This window comes from Psychrobacter immobilis, assembly GCF_904846285.1.
Classification (GTDB): Bacteria; Pseudomonadota; Gammaproteobacteria; order Pseudomonadales; family Moraxellaceae; genus Psychrobacter; species Psychrobacter immobilis_D.
Genome location: NZ_CAJHAD010000007.1, coordinates 40,441 through 64,262, shown reverse-complemented (window position 1 = coordinate 64,262; position 23,822 = coordinate 40,441). Strand labels below are relative to the sequence as shown.

Genomic DNA, 23,822 nt, shown 5'->3' with positions numbered 1-23,822 from the left:
GGGGATTAACGTGGATTTAAAAACAGTTACAGGGGCGGCAGTTGAGCTTTCTGATACGGCTTTCGGTCGTGAATTCAACGAAGCATTAGTGCATCAAGTCGTCACCGCATATCTTGCTGGTGCTCGCCAAGGTACACGCGCTCAAAAGACCCGTGCCGAAGTTTCTGGTGGTGGCATTAAGCCATGGCGCCAAAAAGGTACTGGTCGCGCTCGTGCGGGTTCTATTCGTAGCCCAATCTGGCGTGGGGGTGGTCGTGCATTCGCGGCTAAACCACAAGATTGGTCACAGAAAGTTAACCGTAAAATGTATCGCGGTGCGATGCAGTGCATCCTAGCCGAATTGATTCGTCAAGATCGTCTAATTTTGGTTGAAGAGCTAAGTGTTTCTGGCCCTAAGACCAAAGAGCTGATTGCAAAGTTAAATGACTTAGGCGCACCTCGTGCACTAATCGTCACCAAAGAAGTTGACGAAAACTTATACTTAGCGGCTCGCAACATTCCACACGTCAATGTACTTGGTACAAACGAAGTGGATCCAGTGAGCTTGATTGCTTTTGATAAAGTAATCATGTCAGTTGAAGCTGCGAAACAATTTGAGGAAGCACTAGCATGAATAACGCAAGACTTTATCAGATCCTAAGAGGACCTGTATTCTCAGAGAAATCTCAAATGCTTGGCGATTCACTTGGTGTGCAGGTATTTAAAATTGACTCTAACGCTACTAAGCTTGAAGTCAAAAAAGCAGTTGAGATGATGTTCGAAGGTGTTGAAGTTTTAAAAGTAAACACATTGAATGTTAAAGGTAAGACAAAGCGTTTTGGTAAGAACATCGGCCGTCGTAATGACTATAAAAAAGCCTACGTTACCTTAAAAGCTGGTCAAGATGTACAAATGGCTGATGCTGGTGAAGACGTCGCAAAAACGACTGCTTCTACTAGTGAAACAGCGAACAACGAATAAGGATTACACTCATGCCTATCGTAAAAGCAAAGCCAACATCACCAGGCCGTCGTTTTGTTGAAAAAGTGGTGCATCCACACCTTTACAAAGGTCGTCCTTTTGCAGCGCTTCTCGAATCAAAAAGTAAAACTGGTGGTCGTAACAATAATGGTCGCATCACGACTCGTCACATCGGTGGTGGTCATAAGCAGCATTATCGTATTATCGATTTTAAACGTACTAAAGACAATATCCCAGCCACGGTAGAGCGTATTGAATACGATCCTAACCGTACTGCGCACATTGCTTTACTTAAGTACGCTGACGGCGAACGTCGCTATATCATTGCTGCTAAAAAGCAAGCAGTGGGCGATACCGTTATGTCAGGCGAAAACTCTCCAATCCGTCCAGGTAACTGTTTACCGCTGAAAAACATCCCATTGGGTACTGTGATTCACAATATCGAACTTAAAATCGGTAAAGGTGCACAGATTGCTCGTTCTGCGGGTGCCAGCGTTCAATTACTAGGTCGTGACGGTATTTATGCTATTCTACGTCTACGTTCTGGCGAAACTCGCCGTGTACACGTGAATTGCCGTGCTGTTATTGGCGAAGTTTCTAACACTGAAAACAACTTGAAATCACTTGGTAAAGCCGGTGCTTCACGTTGGCGTGGTGTTCGTCCTTCTGTTCGTGGTGTTGCTATGAACCCGGTTGATCACCCACATGGTGGTGGTGAAGGTCGTAACAAAGGTCGCCATCCAACCAGCCCTTGGGGTCAGAAGTCTAAAGGACTTAAAACGCGTCATAATAAGCGTACTGACAGTATGATCATCCGCCGCCGCGCCAAGAAGAAATAAAGGAAGAATTTCATGCCTCGTTCATTGAAAAAAGGTCCATTCATAGACGCGCACTTGTTTGCTAAAGTTGAGAATGCATTAGACACCAACTCACGCAAACCAATTAAGACTTGGTCGCGCCGCTCGATGATTTTGCCACAAATGGTTGGCCTAACTTTATCTGTTCACAATGGCCGTACTCATGTACCGGTTATCGTGAGCGAACAGATGGTTGGTCATAAACTAGGTGAATTTGCCCCGACTCGTACGTATCGTGGTCATGGCATTGACAGAAAAGCTAAGAAATAAGGTGCTTACCATGGAAGTAACTGCAAAATTACGCGGTGCCGCCATTTCGGCACAAAAAGTTAGACTCGTTGCTGATGAAGTTCGCGGCAAATCTATCGAGCGTGCTTTGGATATCCTAACGTATAGTAATAAAAAAGGCGCTGTGTTCGTTAAGAAATGTCTTGACTCAGCCATCGCCAATGCCGAACACAATAACGGTTTAGATATTGATACGCTTAAAGTATCAACCATCTACGTTGATGAAGGCATTACGCTAAAACGTATCCTACCACGTGCTAAAGGTCGCGCTGATCGTATCAGTAAGCGTACTTGTCACATCACTATAAAGGTAGGAGAATAAGTTATGGGACAAAAAGTACATCCAATCGGAATTCGTCTTGGTGTTGTCAAAAAGCATAACGCAAACTGGTATGCTAACCCTAAACAATACTCAGAATACCTGATCAATGACATCCAAGTACGCGAGTATCTACGCAAAAAACTAGATAATGCTATGATTAGCAATATCATGATTGAGCGTCCTACTGGTGCTGCTAAGATTACCATCGCCACTGCGCGTCCTGGTATTGTTATCGGTAAGAAAGGCGAAGATATTGAAAGACTTCAAAAAGAATTGACCAAAATTATGGGCGTACCTGCTCAGGTCAATATTGAAGAAATCACCTCGCCTGATCTTGATGCTCATTTAGTAGCACAAGGTATCGCAAGTCAGCTTGAGCGTCGTGTGATGTTCCGCCGTGCAATGAAGCGCGCGGTACAAAACAGCATGCGTTCTGGTGCTAAAGGTATTAAAGTTGAGTTGTCTGGCCGTCTTGGCGGTGCTGAGATTGCTCGTACTGAATGGTACCGTGAAGGTCGTGTGCCACTGCATACACTACGCGCCGATATTGACTATTCGTCAGTACGTGCGGAAACCACTTATGGCACCATCGGTGTAAAAGTTTGGATCTTCCGTGGCGAAATCCTTGACGGTATGAACAGCGTTTATAACCCCGTTAAAGAAGAGCAGACTCGTGCGCCAAAACGCCGTGGTCGTGGAAACGGAAACCGTCGAAACACAGACAGAGGTTAAACTATGTTACAGCCAAAACGTACCAAGTTTCGTAAAATGCATAAAGGTCGTAACACTGGGCTAGCTCATCGTGGAAGCACCGTTGCATTCGGACAAATTGGTCTAAAATCTTTGACTCGTGGTCGTATGACTGCCCGTCAAATTGAAGCAGCACGTCGTACCATCACTCGTAAAATTAAGCGTGGCGGTAAAATCTGGATTCGTGTATTCCCAGACAAACCAATTACCAACAAGCCATTAGAAGTACGTATGGGTAAAGGTAAAGGTCCTGTAGAATATTGGGTATGCGAAGTCAAACCTGGTAAAATACTATATGAACTTGAAGGGGTATCAGAAGAGCTTGCTCGCGAAGCCTTAACGCTTGCAGCAGCAAAACTGCCCTTTAAAACTACCATTGTTAAGCGGACGATAATGTAATGAAGATCAGTGAATTACGTGATAAATCATTAGAAGAACTGACTCAGTTACTTGATGAAAAGCAACTTGATGCTTTCCGTATTCGTATGGCTAAAGCAACCGGTCAGTTGGGGAATACCCATGAAGTACGTGTCAATCGTCGTGCGATTGCTCAGCTTCAGACTTTGATTAACGAGAAACAACGAGGCGACTCATGAGCGATAACAATCAAGCAACGACCAATGCTAGTGTTCTGACAGGACGAGTTGTCAGTGACAAGATGGACAAGTCCATCACGGTTTTGATTGAGCGTCTGGTTCGTCATCCTTTATATGGCAAACAGCTTCGTCGTTCTACCAAAATTAAAGCACATGATGAAGACAACGTTTGCCAACAAGGCGACCTTGTCCGTATCAAAGAAACGCGTCCAATCTCAAAAACCAAGTCTTGGACTTTGGTTGAAGTGGTTGAAAAAGTAGAAAAAATCTAAGTAAATTGCATTAAAAGCCAGAAGCTGTTAAAATGTCCGCCTTTTTAAGGATGCTGATTGCGCCGAGCGTATATCACTCACATTAAGAGTAAGCTGCGGTTATTTACATTAAATGCCGTCTACTCATACTGTGCTAGCGGCAGCAACTGGTTTTTATTGCTCATACGTGCGGAGTTAACGCTATGATTCAGGTTGAGTCAATGCTGGAAGTTGCAGACAATAGCGGTGCAAGACGAGTTCAGTGCATTAAAGTACTGGGTGGCTCTCATCGTCGTTATGCATCGGTCGGCGATATCATTAAAGTAACGGTTAAAGAAGCCATTCCTCGCGGTCGTGTTAAAAAAGGCGACGTGATGAATGCGGTAGTTGTACGTACCAAAAAAGGCGTTCGTCGCCCTGATGGTTCGGTATTACGTTTTGATGACAATGCTGCGGTATTGTTGAACCAAAACAAAGCACCGATTGCAACTCGTATTTTTGGACCGGTAACTCGTGAACTACGTGGTGATCAGTTTATGAAAATTGTATCACTAGCACCAGAAGTATTGTGAGGTAATCCATGTCAAAATTACGTAAAGGCGATACAGTTATCGTGATTGCCGGTAAAGATAAAGGCAAACAAGGTACTGTACAAGCTGTAAAAAACGATCGTATTAAAGTTGAAGGCATTAACATTGTCACTAAACATCAGAAGCCCAATCAGGCAACTGGCGTTGAAGGCGGCATTCTTAAGCAAGAAGCTTTTTTACACATCTCAAATGTCGCAATCTTAAATGCGCAAACCCAAAAAGCAGACCGTATTACTTATCAATTCGGCGAAGACGGCAACAAACAACGCGTCTATCGTTCGAACGGTGAAGTAGTGGCGACTGCGTAAGACACTAAGGGTGTAATGGTAATGGCAAGATTAAAAGCTTTATATAACGAAGAACTCAAGCAGAAGATCAAAGAAGAGCTTGGTTTAGATAACGTGATGCAAGTGCCTAAAATCACTAAAATCACACTTAATATGGGTGTAGGCGGCGCGTCTCAAGACAAGAAATTGCTTGAAGGTGCAGTAGCTGACATGACTGCTATCGCTGGTCAAAAACCTGTAGTCACCAAAGCGCGTAAATCAATTGCTGGCTTTAAGATTCGTGAAGAATGGCCAATTGGTTGCAAAGTAACGCTACGCGGTGAGCAAATGTACGAATTTTTAGATCGTCTCATTGCCGTTGCAATTCCTCGTGTTCGTGACTTCCGTGGTTTTTCATCTAAAGCCTTTGACGGTCGTGGTAACTACTCATTGGGTATCAAAGAACAAATCGTATTCCCAGAAGTAGACTTCGACAAGATTGATCGTATCCGCGGTATGGATGTGACCATCACTACGTCAGCTGCTACTGATGATGAAGGTCGTGCGTTGCTTAAAGCATTCGGCTTCCCATTTAAATAAGGTAAAGACGTTATGGCAAAGAAGAGCATGATTAACCGCGAATTAAAGCGCGAGAAAATGGTAGCTAAATATGCTGACAAGCGTATCAAGCTAAAAGAAACTATCAGTGATATGACTGCAAGTGACGAAACTCGTATGGAAGCGATGTTAGAGCTACAAGCTTTACCACGTAACGCATCACCAGTACGTCTGCGCAATCGTTGTGCTATCACAGGTCGTCCTCACGGTTACTTCCGCAAGTTTGGCTTATCACGCAATATGTTGCGTGAGCGTGTCATGCAAGGCGATGTGCCTGGTGTTCGTAAAGCAAGCTGGTAAGGAGTAACTATATGAGTATGCAAGATACCGTTGGGGATATGCTAACCCGTATTCGTAACGCACAAATGGCTAATAAAGTATCGGTAGCAATGCCGAGCTCTAAACTACGTAAATCTATCGCTGACTTATTGGTTAACGAAGGCTATGTAGCTAATGCTGTTGTTACTGAAGAAGACAACAACAAAGCAACTTTATCTATCGAATTAAAATACTTCGAAGGTAAAGCTGTTATTGAAACGATTCAACGTTTCAGCCGTCCTGGTTTACGCCAGCATCGCGGTAAAGACGCTATCCCTACTGTTAAACAAGGTATGGGTGTTGCTATCGTATCAACCAGCCAAGGTATCATGAGCGATCGTGCTGCACGCGCTGCTGGTATCGGTGGTGAAATCGTTGCATTTGTAGCGTAAGCTAAACGACGATAAAGTCTATTTGATGCTTGTTAGACTGCTATCAATTGAGTAATGATAAATTATTTCAAATTGATAGGTGTCTAACGCCATCAATTATGCTAAACTAACACGCTTTTTAGCCTGTTAGTTTTTTCGCTAATAGAAGTAAGTTAATTTTTTAAGGAATATTCCTATGTCTCGTGTGGCTAAAGCCCCAGTAGCACTGCCTAGCGGCGTAAGTGTTACTTTGAACGATCGGCAGGTCGAAGTTAAAGGCAAGAACGGCAATTTGTCTTTACGCCTGCATGAATTGGTCGAGCTGAAACAGGAAGATGATGCAATCATTTTCTCACCTACAGTCGATTCAAAAGAAGCCATGATGCACACTGGCACCATGCGCGCTTTGCTTAACAACTATGTTACAGGCGTGAATGAAGGCTTTGAAAGACGTCTTCAACTAATTGGTGTTGGTTATCGTGCTCAAGCTACTGGTAATAAAGTAACGCTAAACGTTGGTTACTCACATCCAGTAGAATATACGCTACCTGAAGGTGTGTCGGCTGAAACCCCAACGCAAACTGAAATTGTTTTGAAATCAAACAATAAACAGCAGCTTGGTCAAGCAGCGGCTAATATCCGCGCTTTCCGTCCACCAGAGCCTTATAAAGGTAAAGGTATTCGTTATAGTGACGAGCATGTGATTCGCAAAGAAGCCAAGAAAAAATAAGGTGAGTTGAAATGTTTGATAAAAAAGCAGCTCGTCTACGTCGAGCAAAGAAAACCCGCGCACATATCCGTTTCTTAGGCGTTCATCGTCTAACGGTTAATCGTACGCCAAGACATATTTATGCCCAGATTATCTCTCCGAACGGTGGTGAAGTGATTGCTCAGGCATCTACCTTAGACAGCAGCTTGCGTTCAGGCGCGACTGGTAACGCTGATGCAGCGACGTCTGTAGGCCAATTAATCGCAGAACGCGCAAAAGCAGCTGGTATTACTAAAGTTGCCTTTGACCGTAGTGGTTTTAAATATCATGGTCGAGTAAAAGCTTTAGCTGAAGCGGCTCGCGAAAACGGATTGGAGTTTTAATCATGGCTAGAAATGATAAAAATGATAAAAATGAACAGACTGACGGTCTAGTAGAACGCTTAGTTACCGTTGATCGCGTTGCAAAAGTTGTTAAAGGTGGTCGTATTTTCTCTTTCACTGCTTTAACCGTGGTGGGCGATGGCAATGGCCGTGTTGGTTTTGGTCGTGGTAAAGCACGTGAAGTGCCAGCTGCTATCCAAAAAGCGCTAGAAGCTGCTAAACGCAATATGATTACTGTTGAACTTAATGGTGCAACTTTATTCCATCCGATCAAAGCACGTCATGGTGCTAGTAAAGTCTATATGCAGCCTGCATCTGAAGGTACTGGCGTAATCGCTGGTGGCGCAATGCGTGCAGTATTAGAAGTTGCGGGTGTTAAAGATGTTTTAACAAAATCTCATGGTTCTACCAACACTGCGAACGTTGTACGTGCAACATTCAACGGTTTACGTGATATGTCAACTCCAGAAAAGATGGCAGCGAAACGTGGTAAATCTGTAGACGAAATCTTGGGTTAACTTAGACTAGGTGAGTTACGATGAAAAAAATGAAAGTCACTCAATTTAAATCGGGTGCCCATCGCCTCAAGAGCCACAAAGCGAGCTTGAAAGGATTGGGTTTACGCCGTATTAATCATACTGTTGAAGTAGAAGATACTCCTTCAAACCGCGGTATGGTCAATCGCGTTAACTACATGGTAAAAGTGGAGGAAGCGTAATGGGACTTAGATTAAATGAATTATCACCAGGTGTTGGCGCAAAGAAAACTGCCCAACGTCGTGGTCGCGGTATCGGTTCAGGCCTTGGCAAAACCGGTGGTCGTGGTGTAAAAGGTCAGAAATCTCGTTCAGGTTCTAGCATTCGCTCAGGATTTGAAGGTGGTCAAATGCCTTTATATCGCCGTCTACCGAAATTTGGTTTTACCAGTAAAATGGCCATGACGACTGCTGAAGTTCGTCTTTCTGAACTGAACCAAATCGAAGGCGATGTGGTTAGCATTGAAACATTAAAAGCTGCTAACCTTATCCGTCACGACATGAAGCGCGCTCGTATTATGTTGTCAGGCGAAGTCACTAAAGCTTATACTTTCAAAGGTATCAAAGTGACTAAAGGCGCCAAGCTAGCAATCGAAGCTGCTGGTGGTAGCATCGAGGAGTAGTAACGTGTCAAAGCAATCAATGTCATCGTCTGGTATACCGCTCAATCCATTTGCCTTTATACGTAAGTATGATGAGCTTTGGTCGCGTTTATTATTCTTAATCGGCGCATTGATTGTTTATCGTTTTGGGTCGCATATTCCAGTACCGGGTATCAACCCGGTTAACTTGGCTGATCTGTTTTCGCGCAACGAAAATACCATTTTGAGCATGTTTAACATGTTTTCAGGTGGTGCACTAGAACGTATGTCCATTATGGCGCTTGGCATCATGCCATATATCTCAGCATCGATTATTGTACAGATGATGTCTACGGTATTGCCATCGCTTGAAGCCCTCAAAAAAGAAGGCGAAGCGGGACGACGTAAGCTAAACAAGTATACCCGTCAAGGTACGCTTGCGTTAGCCCTAGTACAGTCATTAGGGATGTGTGCTGGTTTAATCAGCCAAAACCTTACCTTATCTTCTGGTCTGACCTTTTATATTCCAGCGGTTACCTCATTGGTAGCTGGCGCTATGTTCTTAATGTGGCTTGGTGAGCAGATTACAGAGCGCGGCGTAGGTAATGGTATCTCAATGCTCATTTTTGCGAGTATTGTGGCTGGTACACCAGGTATGATTTCGCAGTCTATCGAACAGGTCAATCAAGGGCAGATGAACTTGATTGTACTCTTTATCTTTGTATTGCTAGGCATCGCAGTGACTGCCGGTATCGTTTATATTGAACGTGCTCAGCGCCGTGTGCCAGTGAACTATGCACAAAAGCAACAGCAGGGCCGCAAGATATATGCTCAGCAGCAGTCACATTTGCCGTTGAAGCTGAACATGGCAGGGGTTATCCCAGCCATTTTTGCTAGCTCGTTATTGTTGTTTCCAGCAAGTTTAGGGCAGTGGGTTGGTCAATCGGCTGATCCTACCTTTACGCAAAAGATATTGCAAAATATGGCATTGGTGTTGTCCCCAGGGCAGCCGCTATATTTGGTTCTGTTTGGCGCAATGATTATTTTCTTCTGTTACTTCTATACGGCACTGGTATTTAGTCCGCGCGAAGTTGCAGAAAACCTTAAACGTAGTGGTGCGTATATTCCAGGTATTCGCCCCGGACAACAAACTCAGCGTTACCTCGATCATGTATTAAACCGACTGACCTTTATTGGCGCGATGTATATGACGGTTATTTGTTTAATGCCAATGGTCGTCCAGTCATCGTTTGGTGTACCGTTTCAACTTGGTGGTACGTCGCTACTGATTATGGTGGTTGTGGTAATGGACTTCATCTCGCAAATCCAAGCGCATTTGATGACCCATCAATATCATGATCAGACGTTAATTCAATCGCCCACTCAACCTTAAATGAGCGGTACGATATTTCAAAGGAGTATGCTATGAAAGTTCAAGCATCAGTTAAGAAGATTTGTGGTAGCTGTAAAGTTGTGCGCCGTAAAGGCCGTGTACATATTATTTGTACCGCAGAACCTCGCCACAAGCAACGTCAAGGTTAATATTTTTAATAGAACAATGCGCTAAGCTTGTGCTATTTACTAAATTAATACTTGAAAAATGACGGCGGATGGGATATCATCCGCCACTTGCCGTAGTTTATGCAAAACCTTTTATAAAATGTTCAATGAATAGATTGGTTTACCAACTCGAAGCAGTGATTATAATTATAAAAGCTTTAGTATTGACAGCAACAAATCTGAAAAGTAATGCCTTATCGATAGATAAAGCTTATTTTTCTTTAATGGAGAGAAATCAATGGCTCGTATTGCCGGCGTAAACATTCCGGATAATAAGCATGCTGTTATTTCACTAACTTACATCTTTGGTGTAGGTCGTACCACTGCTCAGAAAATCTTAGAAGCAGTTGGCATTGCCCCTACTACTAAAGTCAGTCAGTTAGATGATACACAGTTAGATGCTATCCGTGCACAAGTTGCAGAATACATGACTGAAGGTGATCTTCGTCGTGAAGTGTCAATGAACATCAAGCGCTTGGTTGATCTTGGTTGTTACCGTGGCATCCGCCATCGTCGTAACTTACCAGTTCGCGGTCAGAACACCAAGAACAACGCTCGTACTCGTAAGGGTCCGACACGCCCTCTCAAAAGATAATTAACTTAGGAAGCTAAAAGATGGCAAAAGACACTCGCAGTCGCAAAAAGGTGACTCGTCGTTCAGTATCGGAGGGCATTGCCCATATCCATGCGTCTTTTAATAACACCATTGTTACGATTACCGATCGTCAGGGTAATGCATTGGCTTGGGCCACTTCAGGTGGACAAGGCTTCCGTGGTTCACGTAAATCTACACCATTTGCAGCTCAGGTTGCAGCTGAAGTCGCTGGTAAAGCGGCTCAAGAATACGGTGTTAAGAATATCGACGTTTTGGTCAAAGGACCAGGACCGGGTCGTGAGTCTGCGGTAAGAGCACTAGGTGCATTGGGTTATAAAGTCAACAGCATCTCTGATGTAACCCCAATCCCACACAATGGTTGCCGTGCGCCGAAAAAGCGCCGCGTCTAATATTAAAGACGAAGCTTTTTATAATAAGAGCTTATAGGAGACATAACAATGGCCCGTTATATTGGACCAAAACTCAAATTATCACGTCGTGAAGGTACAGACTTAGGCCTTAAGTCTGGTGTTAAACCATACGACGTAAAAACGAAAAAATCGGCTCGTCCACCTGGTCAACATGGTGTTAGTCGTAATAAAAGTTCAGAATACTCTCTACAGTTACGTGAAAAACAAAAAGTTAAGCGTATCTATGGTGTATTAGAGCGTCAGTTTGCAAACTACTACAAAGAAGCTGCTCGTAAGCGTGGCGCTACTGGTGAAAACTTGTTAGCAATGCTTGAGAGTCGTCTTGATAACGTAGTATACCGCATGGGCTTCGGCTCAACTCGCGCTGAAGCACGTCAGCTAGTTAGCCATCGCACTGTGATGGTAAAAAAAGCTGGCCGTGATGAGTTTGTTCGTGTGAACATTCCATCAATTCAGTTGCAAGATGGTGATGTCATCGCTATCCAAGAGAAATCTCGCGAGCAATTACGTATTAAAAACGCAATTGAACTGGCTACCCAACGTGGTATTCCAGAATGGCTAGACGTTGACCACAGCAAACTACAAGGCACGTTTAAGAAAGCGCCTGATCGTATTGATCTACCTGCTGAAATCAACGAAAGCTTGATCGTTGAGCTATACTCTAAGTAAGTAACGTGATGCTCGATGTTATGAAAATAGCATTGAGCAATTGACGTTAATTAAACCAGTTTAATAAATCGAGGTGACATCATGATGCTAAGTGCAACTGAGTTTCTAACGCCGAATGCCATTAACGTGGATACGGTTAACGAAACGATTGCGAAAGTCACGCTCGAACCGTTAGAACGCGGCTTTGGGCATACCTTGGGTAATGCCTTACGTCGCATCTTGTTATCTTCATTACCTGGTGCTGCAGTCATTGAAGCTGAGATTGATGGTGTTGACCATGAATACTCAACGCTTGAAGGGCTACAAGAAGATGTGCTTGACTTGCTTTTGAACTTAAAAGGCTTGGCAATCACCCTTCATGACCAAAATGAAGTATTTTTGACCTTGGATAAACAAGGTCCAGGCACTATTACTGCTGCAGACATCACCTTGCCGCATAATGTTGATATTATCAATCCAGAATTGGTATTAGGCACATTAAGCGATCGTGGTCATCTTAAGATGCGTTTGCGCGTAGTAATGGGTCGTGGATATGAGCCAGCAAACCAGCGCCGTGAAGATGGTGACACTAAAGCGATTGGACGCTTAAAGCTTGATGCAAGTTTTAGTCCAGTACTGCGTGTTGCTTATCAGGTTGAGAACGCACGTGTAGAACAACGTACCGATCTTGATCGTCTTATCATTGAGCTTGAAACTAATGGCACTATAGATCCAGAAGAAGCAATTCGTAAAGCAGCCACTATTTTACAACAACAGATTTCTATCTTTGTTGACCTAGAAGCTGAAGAAGCGCCTGAGCCTGTGAAAGAAAAAGAAGAGGTCGATCCGGTGCTATTACGCCCTGTGGACGATCTTGAACTAACGGTTCGCTCAGCCAACTGCTTAAAAGCTGAAAACATTTACTATATCGGTGATTTGGTACAGCGTTCAGAGACTGAACTACTAAAAACCCCAAATCTTGGTAAGAAATCATTGACGGAAATCAAAGACGTATTAGCGTCTAAAGATTTAGAGCTCGGTATGCGCCTAGATAATTGGCCACCAGCTGACCTTCGTGTTGATGATCGCTTTTCTTATCGTAGCCGTTAAACTTTAAGGATTTTTGACTATGCGCCATCGTAAGAGTGGAGTCAAGCTGGGTCGTACCGGCAGTCATCGTAAGGCAATGTTTCAGAACATGACCAACTCATTATTTGAGCATGAACTGATCAAAACAACTTTACCAAAAGCAAAAGAGTTACGCCGTGTTGCTGAGCCATTAATCACTATGGCTAAAGAAGACAGCGTTGCTAACCGCCGTTTGGCGTTCAGCCGTATGCGTAGCAAAGCTATGGTAGGCAAACTATTTGGTACTCTTGGTCCTCGTTACCAAGCTCGTCCAGGTGGCTATTTGCGTATCGTAAAATGTGGTCACCGTGATGGTGACAATGCGCCAATGGCTTATGTAGAACTGGTTGATCGTGACTAATTTTACATGCTAATTGTAAGATAAAAAAAGCTCCAATTTATTGGAGCTTTTTTTTATGCGTTTTTTATCTATGTTTCTTTGTTTATAATAGCGAACTAACGTCAGCCGCACCTTGTCTGATGATTTCAGGCTGACCACTGGTCATATCTACAATGGTCGTCAGCTTGGTGGTTTTGATACCAGCATTAATGAGCCCGTCTATCTGATTGCCTAATAATTCTTCAATCTCGAAAGGGTCATCTAGAATTTCATCGCGATTCGGCATTATTAATGAGCTGGTCAAAATAGGCTCATTCATCGCCTCTAACAGCGCTTGAGCAATAGCGTTGCTTGGTACTCGAATACCAATGGTCTTTTTCTTGGCATGAGCCAGTTTCTTTGGCACATCTTTGGTGGCATTGAGGATAAAAGTAATAGGCGCGGGTGTATGTGCTTTGAGCTGTTTAAACTGGATGTTGTCTACGGCGGCATAATTAGCAATTTCGCTTAAGTCACGGCATAGCAAGGTAAACTGGTGCTTGTCATCAAGCGCGCGTATTTGCTTGAGTTTTTCCAATGCATCTTTTGCACCTAATCGACAACCAAACGCGTAACTGGTATCGGTAGGGTAGATAATCAGTTGATCTTTACGTAATAGGTCAGCTGCTTGTTCAATAAGTCGTGGCTGTGGATTCTCTGGATGAATGTAAAATACTTGCATAATCATTCCTTATTTTATAATTATAAATTATTTGATATGGTGTTTTTAATATAAAAGATTTAATGAATCATGATTGAATCGAACAATTTTAATATCAGATTTTTTTCTGGTTAGCTATGCTAATAAATTATTAAGTATAGAAAAGATTAAAACTACCTACCCAGTATAACGCAAAGCAAATATAAGTTTATTGGCAAGGCGTTACTATGAGTAGGGAAACGTTAACGTTATAAAATGGATTAATCGTGATAAGTAGCAAGTATGATGTGAGCAATATTATGCCGCTAAACAGCAGTACAGATAGTCAACAATGCCTGCAATAACGTTTTGGCATCACGCGGTAGTGTATGAGGCTCAGTAATGTACGCTTTGGCTTGTTGATACACATCATGCGCAAACGTACTAGTACTGGTATCGAAGTCTGCAAAGAGGTTATCCTGTGATACTTGAAAATCACGACCGCAAGCCAAGCTAAACAAACACTCAAGTGCCTGTGGTTTAATCTCTACACGCTCAAATGCTTGCTGCTGAGCTGCTGTGCGTCCATCAGGTGCATACCAGTAACCAAAGTCAGAGAGCTGTCTACGCTGTTCACCTGCAATAAAAAAATGGCTAAGCTCATGCAATGCACTTTGAAAAAAACCATGGGCGAATTCAATACGTGCTGGCTGATTGTCTTTAGCAGGGAAATATTCTGGCTCCCCATTACCGCGAACTAAAATAACCTGTTGTTCAGAAAATAGGGTATTGAATAAGCTTATAAGCCAGTCGGTCGCTGTTTTTTCATTCTCATCAAAAGCGTTTGTATCTTCAGCATGGATAATTTTATGCCATTGTTCTGACAGTGTTTGTAACTGCGGTTTTATTTTATTATCGAAATTAGCATTGGTTTTTTTACTGTTCAATTCATTGAGACGTTTTAGTAAGCGTTTAGCATCAGGCGTAGAAAGTAAGTGGGAAAAATTGGGGTTAACAGCAAGCGATATCATATTGAATAGCAACCAAGTAAAAGCAACCAAGTAAAAAAGTCAGAGCGCGTTATTTACAGACGCGAGCAATCTAAAGTAGATGCAAATCTACTGTGAAAACTAGTACCAAAAATCTTAACATACTAGCCCTAGCGCTAATCAGCGCTTTCCGTTAGTATGGCAGGCAATATTATACACCGTTTTTGATCAATGAGGCCGCGCATGTCAAGTACCCCAACAAACAAGCCGTCAGCGCTTCAGGCTGATAAATTATCAGCTCCTACGTCTGCCAATCTGCCAGAACATATCTCCTTAAGTAAATGGGAAGACAGTGGTTTTGAATGGGTAGGGCAAGTCGCACCGGGCTCTTTTGAGCGTCTTAATCCTTTACTGACGACCGAGCATTTGCAGTCAGACCTTCAGATTAATGCCAATCTCTATCGCCGTAATAATGTCTTGCATCTCTCTTTTACCTTGAGCGGTGAGATATGGTTAACCTGCCAGCGTTGTTTGCAACCAATTGTGATCGATTTGACCGATGATTATGATATTGCATTGCTCGATAACGAAAGCCAAGTGCGCTTGGTTGGTGAAGAGCAGGACTATTTATTGCTTGATGAAATTATCACTGAGCCGGCTCCTGAGCGCTTATTACCGCTTAAAAAACTGGTCGAAGATGAGATTTTACTCAAAACACCGATGGCACCAAAGCATGATGATTGTGAGATGAGTGTTGAGCAGTTTGGTGAAATACCTGAAGAAGAAGAAACGGAGAATCCTTTTGCCGCTTTAGCGTCTTTAAAAGGCAAGTTATAACCTTATAAACTGTATTAGTGATAAATAGGATGGAAGTTTTAGAGCATCTTTTTATCAGCTTTATGCAGAAGATTGAAAAGCAGGGCTTTATTAATCCGCTAAACATGCGTATAATGTCCCGTTTATTGCATTCTAGCAATCTGCTACTGGCAGATAGGCGCTGACCTTGCAAACTAACTATAGATTTTAGACGTTATCAGCACTTTAATACGTGGCAATCTATTTAACTAATGATGCGTAAGACTTAGGTTGTTGTGATTATATAGCCTCTGTCAGTGTCGATTAAAGCTGAATTTCAAGCTTATCCCCTTTTAAGTATAGGAGCTATATCATGGCCGTTCAAAAAAGTCGTAAAAGTCGTTCACGTCGTGACATGCGCCGTTCACATCACCGTATGGAAATTGCTGAAATAAGCATCGATGCTACTACTGGTGAAAAACATCGTCGTCATCACATGACTAAAGATGGTTTTTATCGTGGTCGTCAGTTGTTTAAAGTAAGTCAAGATGCTTAATTTATTGTTATTTGATGGCTGCTAAAGATTATGATGGTTCTCATGACTATCGATGTTCTTTATAACGCTATTATCCAGCAATTGGTTTGAGCTAAAGAAAGCCAAGTTATTTCGCTATCATATATTATGTGGCTAGATAACTTGGCTTTTTGCTATTCTTTTTTTAAGCAGTAATTATTATAAATAAACCATTTCACGCCAGTGCTTGTTGGCAGCTATGCTAATGGCCTGCGTCAGTGTATAGTTTAACCACCGTTAGCTGTCTTAAAGGAATAATGATAGCCATCACTTTATATCATAAATCTTCTAATTACTTTCTAACTCTATAATGCACCCCATTAATTTAGGGGTATTGCCAATTAAATAAGGAATATTGGTTATGGCCTCTGTACCCGATATGATAAAGAAACAACCTACTCGCATCGCAGTCATCTTCCCAGGACAAGGCTCGCAAGTCGTCGGTATGCTGAGTGAGCTTGCTGAAGCATATCCTGAGATTCGTGATACCTTTACTGAGGCGAGTACGGCGCTTGGTGAAGATTTATGGGCAATTTGTCAGGATGAAGACAAGCTTAATCAAACCCATTACACTCAGCCGGCCTTATTGACCGCTAGCATCGCCGTTTGGCGCATTTTACAACAAAAAATAGAAGACAAGCCTTGTTACCTAGCGGGCCATTCTCTAGGAGAATATAGCGCCCTCTGTGCCGCTGGTGTGATAACGCTTGCGGATGCCGTCAAGCTGGTGCATAAGCGTGGCCAATTGATGCAAGCGGCGGTAGTTGGTATTGATACCGCGATGGCTGCTGTGCTAGGTCTAGAAGACCACCGGGTTGAAAACTTGTGTGAGCAGGCCACCGAGCACGTCGATGATGCCATTGTCGGGGCAGCAAACTTTAACAGTCCAGGACAAGTGGTGGTTTCAGGTAATGCGGCAGGCGTCAACGCCGTCATTGATAAAGTTCAAAATACTGGCAAAAAAGCCATTCCATTAAAGGTCAGTGTGCCGTCACATTGTGCTCTTATGGAACCTGCAACCAGTGCCTTGGCCGAAGAGCTGGCGGCGATTCAATTTGATCAAGCGACTATTCCAGTCATTCAAAACCGTCATGCACGGGTTGAAACCAGTGCAACAGGTATCAAGCAAGCATTGACCGAACAGTTAAGTGAACCTGTCTTATGGTCAAAAACCATGCAAGAGCTGGCCGATAAACAAATTAATATTTTAATCGAGTGTGGCAGTGGTAATGTCTTGAGTAATTTAGCGAAGCGTCAAGCGCATCCTATTGCCAGTTATCCTACAGACAAGCTTGCCCGTCTAGATAAGTTAATGGAGGTATTATCATGAGTCGTACAATTACATTAGTGACGGGTGCTAGCCGCGGTATTGGCAAAGCCGTTGCCAAACGTTTTGCCAAAGAAGGTCATTTTGTCATTGGTACCGCGACCACGGAAAAAGGCGCGGCGCTTATTGACGAATATCTACACGATAGCGGCGGTATTGGTCGAATATTAGATGTGCGTGATACGGCGCAGATTGATAAACTGTTTGAAGAGATTGAAAGCGTCTATGGCGCGGTACAAGTATTGGTCAATAATGCCGGCATTACCCAAGATGGCTTATTGATGCGTATGAAAGATGAAGATTGGGACAATGTGATTGATACCAATTTGACCTCAGTTTATCGTATGAGTAAACGTGCGATACGCGGTATGATGAAAGCACGCCGTGGTCGTATCATCAATATCACCTCTGTTGTCGCCCAAATGGGTAATGCAGGCCAATCTAACTATGCGGCGACCAAAGCCGGTGTCGAAGGTTTTAGCCGTACCCTAGCGCGTGAAATAGGCTCACGGCAAGTGACGATTAACTGTGTCGCGCCAGGTTTGATTGAAACGGATATGACTGATGAGCTCGACGAGCGCTTATTGAACTCCATGCTCGATGCGGTGCCGATTAGCCGTCTTGGTCAGCCAGAAGATATCGCTGCGGCCGTCTCGTTTTTAGCAAGTGATGAAGCCAGCTATATTACCGGTGCGGTTATTCCAGTTAATGGTGGCATGTATATGTAGCGTTAGAGTTTATTATTCTAATGGAGCGTTACATAGTTATAATAAAAAACTCTGTGAACGAGTGTAAACTATAATAAAGAGTGCTATAATGACGGATACTTTTTCGTCAAAGCCCTGTATGATAGCAAGGCTTTACCAGACATTAGTCAAAACGTATAATTGGTTATAGTACACTCAGACAGCCATGCTAATCTGACTAGCCCATTTTATATACAATGCTATAGCCTCCAATCACGGCACTATAGTAATTTGTCAAAATAATAGATCAAAAAGGAGAAATCTACATGAGTAATGATACCGAGCTAAGAGTTAAAGCTGCAGTAGCGGAACAATTGGGTATGAATGTTGAAGACATCAACAACGATGCATCATTTATGGAAGATCTAGGCGCTGATTCGTTAGACCTAGTTGAATTGGTTATGTCATTTGAAAGCGATTTTGGCATCACTATTCCTGATGAAGCTTCAGCAGAACTAACGACTGTTCAAAAAGCCATTGATTACGTGCAAGCGCAGCTATAATTAGCGATTAGCTTAACGTGTTTGATATGACCGCTTATCTGTATAGATAGGCGGTTTTTTTTGCTGATTTTTTATGGATATCGGCTAGCTATTAATTATTGTCTTTCTTAATTTAGCTTAATAGCTTTTATAGATTACTCGTTACCACCAACGATTACGTTAACATAAGCTACGCCAAATCAACATTACTCAACATACTATTACTATTCATCGCTCATATCTTTGCTTATACTCATAATGGTAAGCAAAAAGAATGATGACCGATATGAGTTATCATTGTAATAATAACCATGAATAATAATTAATAATATCTCAAGGAGCAGTTATATGGGTATGTTCAGTTTTGCAAAAGATATCGGTGATAAAATCTTTAACCGTGACGATGCCAAGCATGACGCTAAAGCAGAAACCAAAGCGGATGCCAACACCCCAGTACAAAGCAATGAGCCTTCAGCTCAGTCAGTAGCCAATATTTTACTGCGTCGTATTCAGCAACAAAATCTGAATATCAGCGACTTAAAAATCAAATACAATGGTTCAACCGATACTGCTGAAATCAGTGGTAAAGCGAAAACGCAAGCAGACCGTGAAAAAGCCATTATTGCTATTGGTAACGTGCAAAACGTTGCTAAAGTCATCGACAACATCGATATTGAAGAAGATGCACCTGAATCTACTATGTATACGGTAAAATCTGGTGATAGCTTGTCTAAAATTGCAAAAGAAGTTTATGGTTCAGCGAATGATTATATGAAAATCTTTGAAGCCAATAAGCCAATGCTTTCTGAGCCAGACAAAATTTATCCTGGTCAAGTACTACGTATCCCTAAGCCATAAGATGATTTTGAATATAAAAGATAGATTTTTAAACATAAATATTTAAAGTTACATGCTAATAAAAATGCCTCTTACTAAATAAGAGGCATTTTTTTGTTTGATATATTTGATATAGAAGTTATGGCTCAAAGCTTTCTAACTTTTCCTGCTGCTCTTTGATAGACCAAGTAATATGTTCATCTAGCATAGCATTATGTATGGCTAATCTTGTACGAAGGTGAGTTATTATCTCTTTACTTCCATCTGCATTGCCGAGAGCAATGGCAATATTACGTAAAAAATTCACGTAACCTGTGCGTCTAAGTGGGCTACCTTCGGTCTTCTTCATAAACTCCGCTTCTTGCCATTGCCATAGTTCAAGCAAACTGCTGCTATCAAGATTGTGCCTTGGCGCAAAGTCTTCTACCGATGTCAGATTGGCATAGCGGTTCCATGGGCAAATAAGCTGACAGTCATCACAGCCAAAGATACGATTACCAATGGCGCGGCGATACTTGCTATCAATAATACCATCGTGCTCAATGGTGAGGTAGGAGATACAAGCAGAAGCATTCAGCTCGTAGGGCGCGACAATGGCTTTGGTAGGGCAGATGTCGATACAGGCGCTGCAGCTACCACAATGCTCTTTAACCGGTTCATCATCAGGCAGCTCGAGGCTCATAAATAGCTCGCCCAGTACAAAAAATGAGCCGGCTTGCTTATTGATGAGCAGGGTATGTTTGCCCGTCCAGCCGAGACCTGCTGCGTCGGCAATAGGGCGCTCAAAGATAGGCGCAGAATCACTAAAGGGTCTAAAAATAAAGTCTTGCTCTGAGCCGATATTAAGATGCTGCCATTCAGGAAGCATGGCTTCAATTTTTAATGCCAATTGCTTGAGACGACTACGCATTGTTTTATGATAGTCGCGTCCTCGAGCATAACGGGCAATGATACCTTGATTAGGATACGCATTATCAGTGACTGCTCGTGGCGTAGGAGTTTGGGTTAAGTAATCCATGCGCACGCTGATGATAGTTTTCGCGCCTTCTACCAGTTGTTCGGGATGGGCGCGTAGCTGGTGGTTATTATGCATAAACTGCAATTGCCCCTCATAACCCTTAGCTAACCATTGCTGCAGTCGCTCCGTTTGCTGGATAAATAAAGGGTGATGCACCGATAAAAACCCACAGTCAGCAAAGCCTAATGCTTGTGCTTGGGCTTTAATCCATTGCTTAACCTCGGCTGGCGTTGTAAATCTCAGTGTATTATTAACATCAATTTTGGTTTTTCGTGCATGATTGGACGCAGGCGTCTGCGCTGCTAACGTCTGTGTGTCTGGCTGTGTGAACTGAGACTGAGTAGATTGGGATTTGCTATTCATAATGAGCTATAAATGATAATGTGAATAGCAGTATGATAAGCCAGTGAGCTAAGAGCGCAAGTGGAAAAGTAAGTAAATCTGTATTTACACTGATACCTAATTGAACAAAACCTTTGATTAAGCTTATATGAATTACACGTCATCCTATTATTAGAATAATAAAACCACCAAATAAAAATAAGCGAGAATCAGCCATGCCAATACCAGCCAATTTATTAGCAAATACCACCATGCCTATCGCGCTTTATAACAGTAAACAACTTTATGCCATGGAGCAGGCATGGTTTGCTGAAGGTCATGACAGTTTTGGATTAATGAAACAAGCAGCATGGCAAATGGCACAGTATATTGCGGCGCTTTATGAGCAAAAAATGCTCAATACTCATGCATTAGCTAACGTTAAATTTTACCGTCGTCCTACTTATAAGCCTCGAGCTAGTATTTGGGTCGGGCGGGGGAATAATGGCGGCGACGGTTGGATGATTGCTTACTATTTGCAGCAAATGGGCTGGCCAGTAGAGGTAGTAACCGTTGGTTTTGATAGTCATCATTTTGCGATAAATGATACAACGCAACATCCTAACGAGAAAAAAGTGCTATCTGATGCGCAAAAAGCGCTACAAATAGCTTTGTCTACTAACTGTTCTTATCGGCGCTTTGAAGACGGTAATGATAATGATAAAGTAGGTAAGCAGCGGCAAGCGGATGTTTATATCGATGCATTATTCGGTATCGGTCTAGATCGTGCGCCTACAGGCATCTATAAACAGGCAATTTGTGCCTTTAATGCTGCTGCTCAGGATAATAGTGCTTTAACGATTGCGCTTGATATTCCTAGCGGATTGGTGGCCTCTACGGGTCAAGTATTTGACCAAATAGCGGTGCAGGCTGATGCGACGTTATGTTTAATTGCGCGCAAATTTGGTTTGCATACTAAGGATGGTATGGATTATAGCGGCGAGATTATTGATATACCGCTGATACCTTATCAAATGGGCAATAAAGCATTTAAGCCAGCTGCCAAATTAATCACGACTGCGCATGTTTTAAATCCTCGCCGGCAAAACAGCTATAAAGGCAGTTATGGACACGTATTAGTCATTGGTGGTAACCGTATTGATGGCTCACAAGGGATGGGCGGCGCTGCTATCCTTTCGGCCTCAAGTGCGATGGCAACAGGGGCAGGTAAAATAACCGTCGCCTGTCATGAGGCATTTCATGGGGCGCTCTTAACCTCACTGCCAGATGCGATGACGATAAATTTGCATGATGCAGATGGAATAAAGAACCTTATCATGGAAGCCAGTGTAATAGTTATCGGTATGGGGCTGGGCCGTGATGAAAAAGCAAAAGCAGTTTTTATGACTTATATTGAAACGGCGATAGTAGAAGGTAAGCCGATAGTTATTGATGCTGATGGTCTTTATCATTTGGCAGCATTGCATATAGATGAGCATCAACTGGTGTCGCAGTTAAAAGCGCATAGCGTTAAAAATCAGGTTTGTTTCACCCCGCATAGTGGTGAAGCGGCTAAGTTATTAAATAAAAAGGTTAATGAAGTAGAGGCTGATAGATTGGCAGCTATAAAACAGTGTACCGAAAACTATGGTGGTAACTGGGTGTTAAAAGGGGCAGGGTCTTTAGTTTTGGAGCAAAATAAAGAAGAACATCGCGTTTATGTTTGTGGCGTCGGTAACGCTGGCATGGCAAGCGCTGGGATGGGCGATGTGTTATCAGGTGTGATTGCAGGTCTGCTAGCTCAAGAAGATTTAAGCGAAGAAGCGGGTAGTTTGCACCAAGCGGTTCTCCTTCATGGATTGGCGGGAGACTGTTTAGTCAATAAGAAGGAAAAACTTGGCAGTATGACCAATAATGATAGGTCATTATTGGTCGGGCAACGAGGCTTACAAGCGCAAGATATGCCCGCTGCTATTCGTCATATTATGCAATTAATCACTGAGTAATTAATAACTGCTAAGAGTTTAAATAGAGCGGCACTAATATTATTGAAAGAAATAATTAAAACTAGGTTTAGGTACCATTACAATATTGATTGATGGCTTGCTGTACGCGCTCACGCTTGAGCTCAATCTCACGGCCATCTAAGTATTGACGTTTACCATTGGCATCCATCTCATAGATACGTCCGCCAACATTTAGATTGGTCAAATTATTACGTAATGATTGGCAACGCTGGGCATTTGCCTGCGTCTCTTGCTCTTTGATACGCGCCTCTAACTGTGCAACCCGTTGTTCTTCTGCGCTTTGCGGTGCCGCTTGATTGGCTTCAGTTTTACCTGCCAACTGTCCGGCGTTACTTTGTCTGCCGTCACTGCGGAATTCAATCACTTCGATATTTTTACCGTTTTGCGGTGCATGTTGGCTGTATTTCACCTCACCATGCGCACCGATAGATTTATAAACCTGAACGGCATAACTGGCATTGATTGGCAGCATGAGCATACACGCCGTACTGATACTCATAAGCAGTTTGGCAGCGGTATTTATGGTAGACGCATATTCCATAGTAACAATCCTCTTAATAGGTAAAAAACGTATGTATTTATCAGTTAAGGATAATATTTAAACGTCTTGATAACAATATAAATACATTAGCGTTTGATTTTAGCAAATATTACTTATAAATGTACATTATTTAATAACTAATAGTTAGGGATGGGGTTTAGAAGTTTTTCTTGACAATGGTGGCTAAACCATCGAATATAATAGCAGTTGATTGGTCAGTGAGCGGCTTTTATGATATTGCCGTGGCACTTGAAAATAAGGACTACGGATTACTTATCAGTAGCTCGCTTAGCTTTATTTTCTTTGTGACAAAAATATAAAATATATGGTCATTATCGTAATGGTTATCAGATTCTATATTTATTGTCTCCGGACTTATCCGTCTACAA

At 42.6% G+C, this 23,822-nt stretch carries 36 protein-coding genes and 1 pseudogene; 33 read left to right on the top strand and 4 right to left on the bottom strand.

Annotated elements, in window-relative coordinates:
• Positions 1 to 10 precede the first annotated feature (10 nt).
• The 26 genes and pseudogenes from rplD to rplQ all read left to right on the top strand — a co-directional run bounded on the left by rplD (position 11) and on the right by rplQ (position 13,118).
• Positions 11 to 613, top strand: coding sequence for a 50S ribosomal protein L4 (rplD, locus tag JMX13_RS06160; RefSeq protein WP_201546355.1), 603 nt, complete (start codon positions 11 to 13; stop codon positions 611 to 613).
• Positions 610 to 960, top strand: a complete 351-nt coding sequence (gene rplW, locus JMX13_RS06155; protein ID WP_183621135.1) for a 50S ribosomal protein L23 — start codon at positions 610 to 612, stop codon at positions 958 to 960. Before rplD ends, rplW begins: the two co-directional genes overlap by 4 nt.
• Before the next feature lie 11 nt (positions 961 to 971).
• Positions 972 to 1,799 (top strand): 50S ribosomal protein L2, encoded by an 828-nt coding sequence (gene rplB, locus JMX13_RS06150; RefSeq protein WP_201546356.1) that lies wholly within the window; start codon positions 972 to 974, stop codon positions 1,797 to 1,799.
• A gap of 12 nt (positions 1,800 to 1,811) precedes the next feature.
• Complete coding sequence (gene rpsS, locus JMX13_RS06145) at positions 1,812 to 2,087, top strand: 30S ribosomal protein S19 (protein WP_021813372.1); 276 nt, start codon at positions 1,812 to 1,814, stop codon at positions 2,085 to 2,087.
• A 10-nt stretch (positions 2,088 to 2,097) separates the two neighbouring features.
• A complete protein-coding gene (gene rplV / locus JMX13_RS06140; protein WP_068408473.1) occupies positions 2,098 to 2,427 on the top strand; it encodes a 50S ribosomal protein L22 in 330 nt (109 codons plus the stop codon).
• Positions 2,428 to 2,430: 3 nt separating this feature from the next.
• Positions 2,431 to 3,223: pseudogene (gene rpsC / locus JMX13_RS06135) on the top strand (30S ribosomal protein S3).
• Positions 3,163 to 3,576, top strand: a complete 414-nt coding sequence (rplP, locus tag JMX13_RS06130) for a 50S ribosomal protein L16 (RefSeq protein ID WP_201546358.1) — start codon at positions 3,163 to 3,165, stop codon at positions 3,574 to 3,576. The pseudogene rpsC and the gene rplP overlap by 61 nt, the downstream one beginning before the upstream one ends.
• Positions 3,576 to 3,773, top strand: a complete 198-nt coding sequence (gene rpmC / locus JMX13_RS06125) for a 50S ribosomal protein L29 (protein ID WP_011279794.1) — start codon at positions 3,576 to 3,578, stop codon at positions 3,771 to 3,773. Before rplP ends, rpmC begins: the two co-directional genes overlap by 1 nt.
• A complete protein-coding gene (rpsQ, locus tag JMX13_RS06120; protein WP_201546359.1) occupies positions 3,770 to 4,045 on the top strand; it encodes a 30S ribosomal protein S17 in 276 nt (91 codons plus the stop codon). The genes rpmC and rpsQ overlap by 4 nt, the downstream gene beginning before the upstream one ends.
• 182 nt (positions 4,046 to 4,227) lie before the next feature.
• Positions 4,228 to 4,596: a 50S ribosomal protein L14 gene (rplN, locus tag JMX13_RS06115; protein ID WP_010196702.1), complete on the top strand. Its 369-nt coding sequence runs from the start codon at positions 4,228 to 4,230 to the stop codon at positions 4,594 to 4,596.
• Between the two features lie 8 nt (positions 4,597 to 4,604).
• A complete protein-coding gene (gene rplX / locus JMX13_RS06110) occupies positions 4,605 to 4,922 on the top strand; it encodes a 50S ribosomal protein L24 (RefSeq protein WP_010196703.1) in 318 nt (105 codons plus the stop codon).
• Between the two features lie 21 nt (positions 4,923 to 4,943).
• Positions 4,944 to 5,480, top strand: coding sequence for a 50S ribosomal protein L5 (rplE, locus tag JMX13_RS06105; protein ID WP_201546360.1), 537 nt, complete (start codon positions 4,944 to 4,946; stop codon positions 5,478 to 5,480).
• A gap of 12 nt (positions 5,481 to 5,492) precedes the next feature.
• Positions 5,493 to 5,798 (top strand): 30S ribosomal protein S14, encoded by a 306-nt coding sequence (gene rpsN / locus JMX13_RS06100; RefSeq protein ID WP_011279798.1) that lies wholly within the window; start codon positions 5,493 to 5,495, stop codon positions 5,796 to 5,798.
• An 11-nt stretch (positions 5,799 to 5,809) separates the two neighbouring features.
• Positions 5,810 to 6,208 (top strand): 30S ribosomal protein S8, encoded by a 399-nt coding sequence (gene rpsH, locus JMX13_RS06095; RefSeq protein WP_201546361.1) that lies wholly within the window; start codon positions 5,810 to 5,812, stop codon positions 6,206 to 6,208.
• A 175-nt stretch (positions 6,209 to 6,383) separates the two neighbouring features.
• Positions 6,384 to 6,917 (top strand): 50S ribosomal protein L6, encoded by a 534-nt coding sequence (rplF, locus tag JMX13_RS06090; RefSeq protein ID WP_201546362.1) that lies wholly within the window; start codon positions 6,384 to 6,386, stop codon positions 6,915 to 6,917.
• Between the two features lie 11 nt (positions 6,918 to 6,928).
• Positions 6,929 to 7,279: a 50S ribosomal protein L18 gene (gene rplR / locus JMX13_RS06085; protein ID WP_201546363.1), complete on the top strand. Its 351-nt coding sequence runs from the start codon at positions 6,929 to 6,931 to the stop codon at positions 7,277 to 7,279.
• A 2-nt stretch (positions 7,280 to 7,281) separates the two neighbouring features.
• Positions 7,282 to 7,797, top strand: coding sequence for a 30S ribosomal protein S5 (gene rpsE, locus JMX13_RS06080; protein ID WP_201546364.1), 516 nt, complete (start codon positions 7,282 to 7,284; stop codon positions 7,795 to 7,797).
• A gap of 20 nt (positions 7,798 to 7,817) precedes the next feature.
• Positions 7,818 to 7,997 carry a 50S ribosomal protein L30 gene (gene rpmD, locus JMX13_RS06075; RefSeq protein ID WP_201540379.1) on the top strand — a complete coding sequence of 60 codons (180 nt, stop codon included), beginning with the start codon at positions 7,818 to 7,820 and terminating at the stop codon, positions 7,995 to 7,997.
• Positions 7,997 to 8,437, top strand: coding sequence for a 50S ribosomal protein L15 (rplO, locus tag JMX13_RS06070; RefSeq protein WP_201546365.1), 441 nt, complete (start codon positions 7,997 to 7,999; stop codon positions 8,435 to 8,437). The genes rpmD and rplO overlap by 1 nt, the downstream gene beginning before the upstream one ends.
• Before the next feature lie 19 nt (positions 8,438 to 8,456).
• On the top strand, positions 8,457 to 9,788 hold the full coding sequence (gene secY / locus JMX13_RS06065; RefSeq protein WP_201611176.1) for a preprotein translocase subunit SecY: 1,332 nt from the start codon (positions 8,457 to 8,459) through the stop codon (positions 9,786 to 9,788).
• 32 nt (positions 9,789 to 9,820) lie between these two features.
• A complete protein-coding gene (rpmJ, locus tag JMX13_RS06060; protein ID WP_010196721.1) occupies positions 9,821 to 9,937 on the top strand; it encodes a 50S ribosomal protein L36 in 117 nt (38 codons plus the stop codon).
• Positions 9,938 to 10,193: 256 nt separating this feature from the next.
• Positions 10,194 to 10,550, top strand: coding sequence for a 30S ribosomal protein S13 (gene rpsM / locus JMX13_RS06055; RefSeq protein ID WP_149490921.1), 357 nt, complete (start codon positions 10,194 to 10,196; stop codon positions 10,548 to 10,550).
• A 20-nt stretch (positions 10,551 to 10,570) separates the two neighbouring features.
• Positions 10,571 to 10,960, top strand: coding sequence for a 30S ribosomal protein S11 (gene rpsK, locus JMX13_RS06050; RefSeq protein WP_045454458.1), 390 nt, complete (start codon positions 10,571 to 10,573; stop codon positions 10,958 to 10,960).
• Between the two features lie 48 nt (positions 10,961 to 11,008).
• Positions 11,009 to 11,650, top strand: coding sequence for a 30S ribosomal protein S4 (gene rpsD / locus JMX13_RS06045; RefSeq protein WP_011279807.1), 642 nt, complete (start codon positions 11,009 to 11,011; stop codon positions 11,648 to 11,650).
• Positions 11,651 to 11,731: 81 nt separating this feature from the next.
• Positions 11,732 to 12,739, top strand: a complete 1,008-nt coding sequence (locus JMX13_RS06040; RefSeq protein WP_068408445.1) for a DNA-directed RNA polymerase subunit alpha — start codon at positions 11,732 to 11,734, stop codon at positions 12,737 to 12,739.
• 19 nt (positions 12,740 to 12,758) lie between these two features.
• Complete coding sequence (gene rplQ / locus JMX13_RS06035) at positions 12,759 to 13,118, top strand: 50S ribosomal protein L17 (protein ID WP_025652195.1); 360 nt, start codon at positions 12,759 to 12,761, stop codon at positions 13,116 to 13,118.
• A gap of 82 nt (positions 13,119 to 13,200) precedes the next feature.
• Here the strand turns inward: rplQ and JMX13_RS06030 are convergent, their stop codons facing one another.
• Together JMX13_RS06030 and JMX13_RS06025 are read right to left on the bottom strand one after the other, a co-directional pair.
• A complete protein-coding gene (locus tag JMX13_RS06030; protein ID WP_201611020.1) occupies positions 13,201 to 13,818 on the bottom strand; it encodes an L-threonylcarbamoyladenylate synthase in 618 nt (205 codons plus the stop codon).
• 284 nt (positions 13,819 to 14,102) lie between these two features.
• A complete protein-coding gene (locus JMX13_RS06025) occupies positions 14,103 to 14,807 on the bottom strand; it encodes an elongation factor P hydroxylase (protein ID WP_201611010.1) in 705 nt (234 codons plus the stop codon).
• 201 nt (positions 14,808 to 15,008) lie between these two features.
• On the opposite strand from JMX13_RS06025, the gene JMX13_RS06020 reads away from it, so the two are divergent.
• The 6 genes from JMX13_RS06020 (at position 15,009) to lysM (ending at position 19,547) form a co-directional block, all read left to right on the top strand.
• On the top strand, positions 15,009 to 15,602 hold the full coding sequence (locus JMX13_RS06020) for a YceD family protein (RefSeq protein WP_201611003.1): 594 nt from the start codon (positions 15,009 to 15,011) through the stop codon (positions 15,600 to 15,602).
• Between the two features lie 331 nt (positions 15,603 to 15,933).
• Entirely contained in the window at positions 15,934 to 16,116 is a 183-nt protein-coding gene (gene rpmF, locus JMX13_RS06015; protein WP_011279813.1) for a 50S ribosomal protein L32, read from the top strand.
• Between the two features lie 379 nt (positions 16,117 to 16,495).
• Positions 16,496 to 17,464: an ACP S-malonyltransferase gene (gene fabD / locus JMX13_RS06010; protein ID WP_201611001.1), complete on the top strand. Its 969-nt coding sequence runs from the start codon at positions 16,496 to 16,498 to the stop codon at positions 17,462 to 17,464.
• Complete coding sequence (gene fabG / locus JMX13_RS06005) at positions 17,455 to 18,189, top strand: 3-oxoacyl-ACP reductase FabG (RefSeq protein WP_265088399.1); 735 nt, start codon at positions 17,455 to 17,457, stop codon at positions 18,187 to 18,189. Before fabD ends, fabG begins: the two co-directional genes overlap by 10 nt.
• A gap of 284 nt (positions 18,190 to 18,473) precedes the next feature.
• Complete coding sequence (gene acpP, locus JMX13_RS06000; RefSeq protein ID WP_201546371.1) at positions 18,474 to 18,710, top strand: acyl carrier protein; 237 nt, start codon at positions 18,474 to 18,476, stop codon at positions 18,708 to 18,710.
• 327 nt (positions 18,711 to 19,037) lie between these two features.
• On the top strand, positions 19,038 to 19,547 hold the full coding sequence (gene lysM / locus JMX13_RS05995; RefSeq protein WP_201610997.1) for a peptidoglycan-binding protein LysM: 510 nt from the start codon (positions 19,038 to 19,040) through the stop codon (positions 19,545 to 19,547).
• A 118-nt stretch (positions 19,548 to 19,665) separates the two neighbouring features.
• On the opposite strand, the gene queG is transcribed toward lysM, so the two are convergent.
• Positions 19,666 to 20,907, bottom strand: a complete 1,242-nt coding sequence (gene queG, locus JMX13_RS05990; protein ID WP_201610994.1) for a tRNA epoxyqueuosine(34) reductase QueG — start codon at positions 20,905 to 20,907, stop codon at positions 19,666 to 19,668.
• Positions 20,908 to 21,101: 194 nt separating this feature from the next.
• Here queG and JMX13_RS05985 point away from each other — a divergent pair, with 194 nt between their 5' ends.
• Positions 21,102 to 22,871, top strand: coding sequence for an NAD(P)H-hydrate dehydratase (locus JMX13_RS05985; RefSeq protein ID WP_201610986.1), 1,770 nt, complete (start codon positions 21,102 to 21,104; stop codon positions 22,869 to 22,871).
• Between the two features lie 67 nt (positions 22,872 to 22,938).
• Here JMX13_RS05985 and JMX13_RS05980 read toward each other — a convergent pair whose 3' ends face one another.
• A complete protein-coding gene (locus tag JMX13_RS05980; RefSeq protein ID WP_201610984.1) occupies positions 22,939 to 23,433 on the bottom strand; it encodes a DUF4124 domain-containing protein in 495 nt (164 codons plus the stop codon).
• Between the last annotated feature and the right edge of the window lie 389 nt (positions 23,434 to 23,822).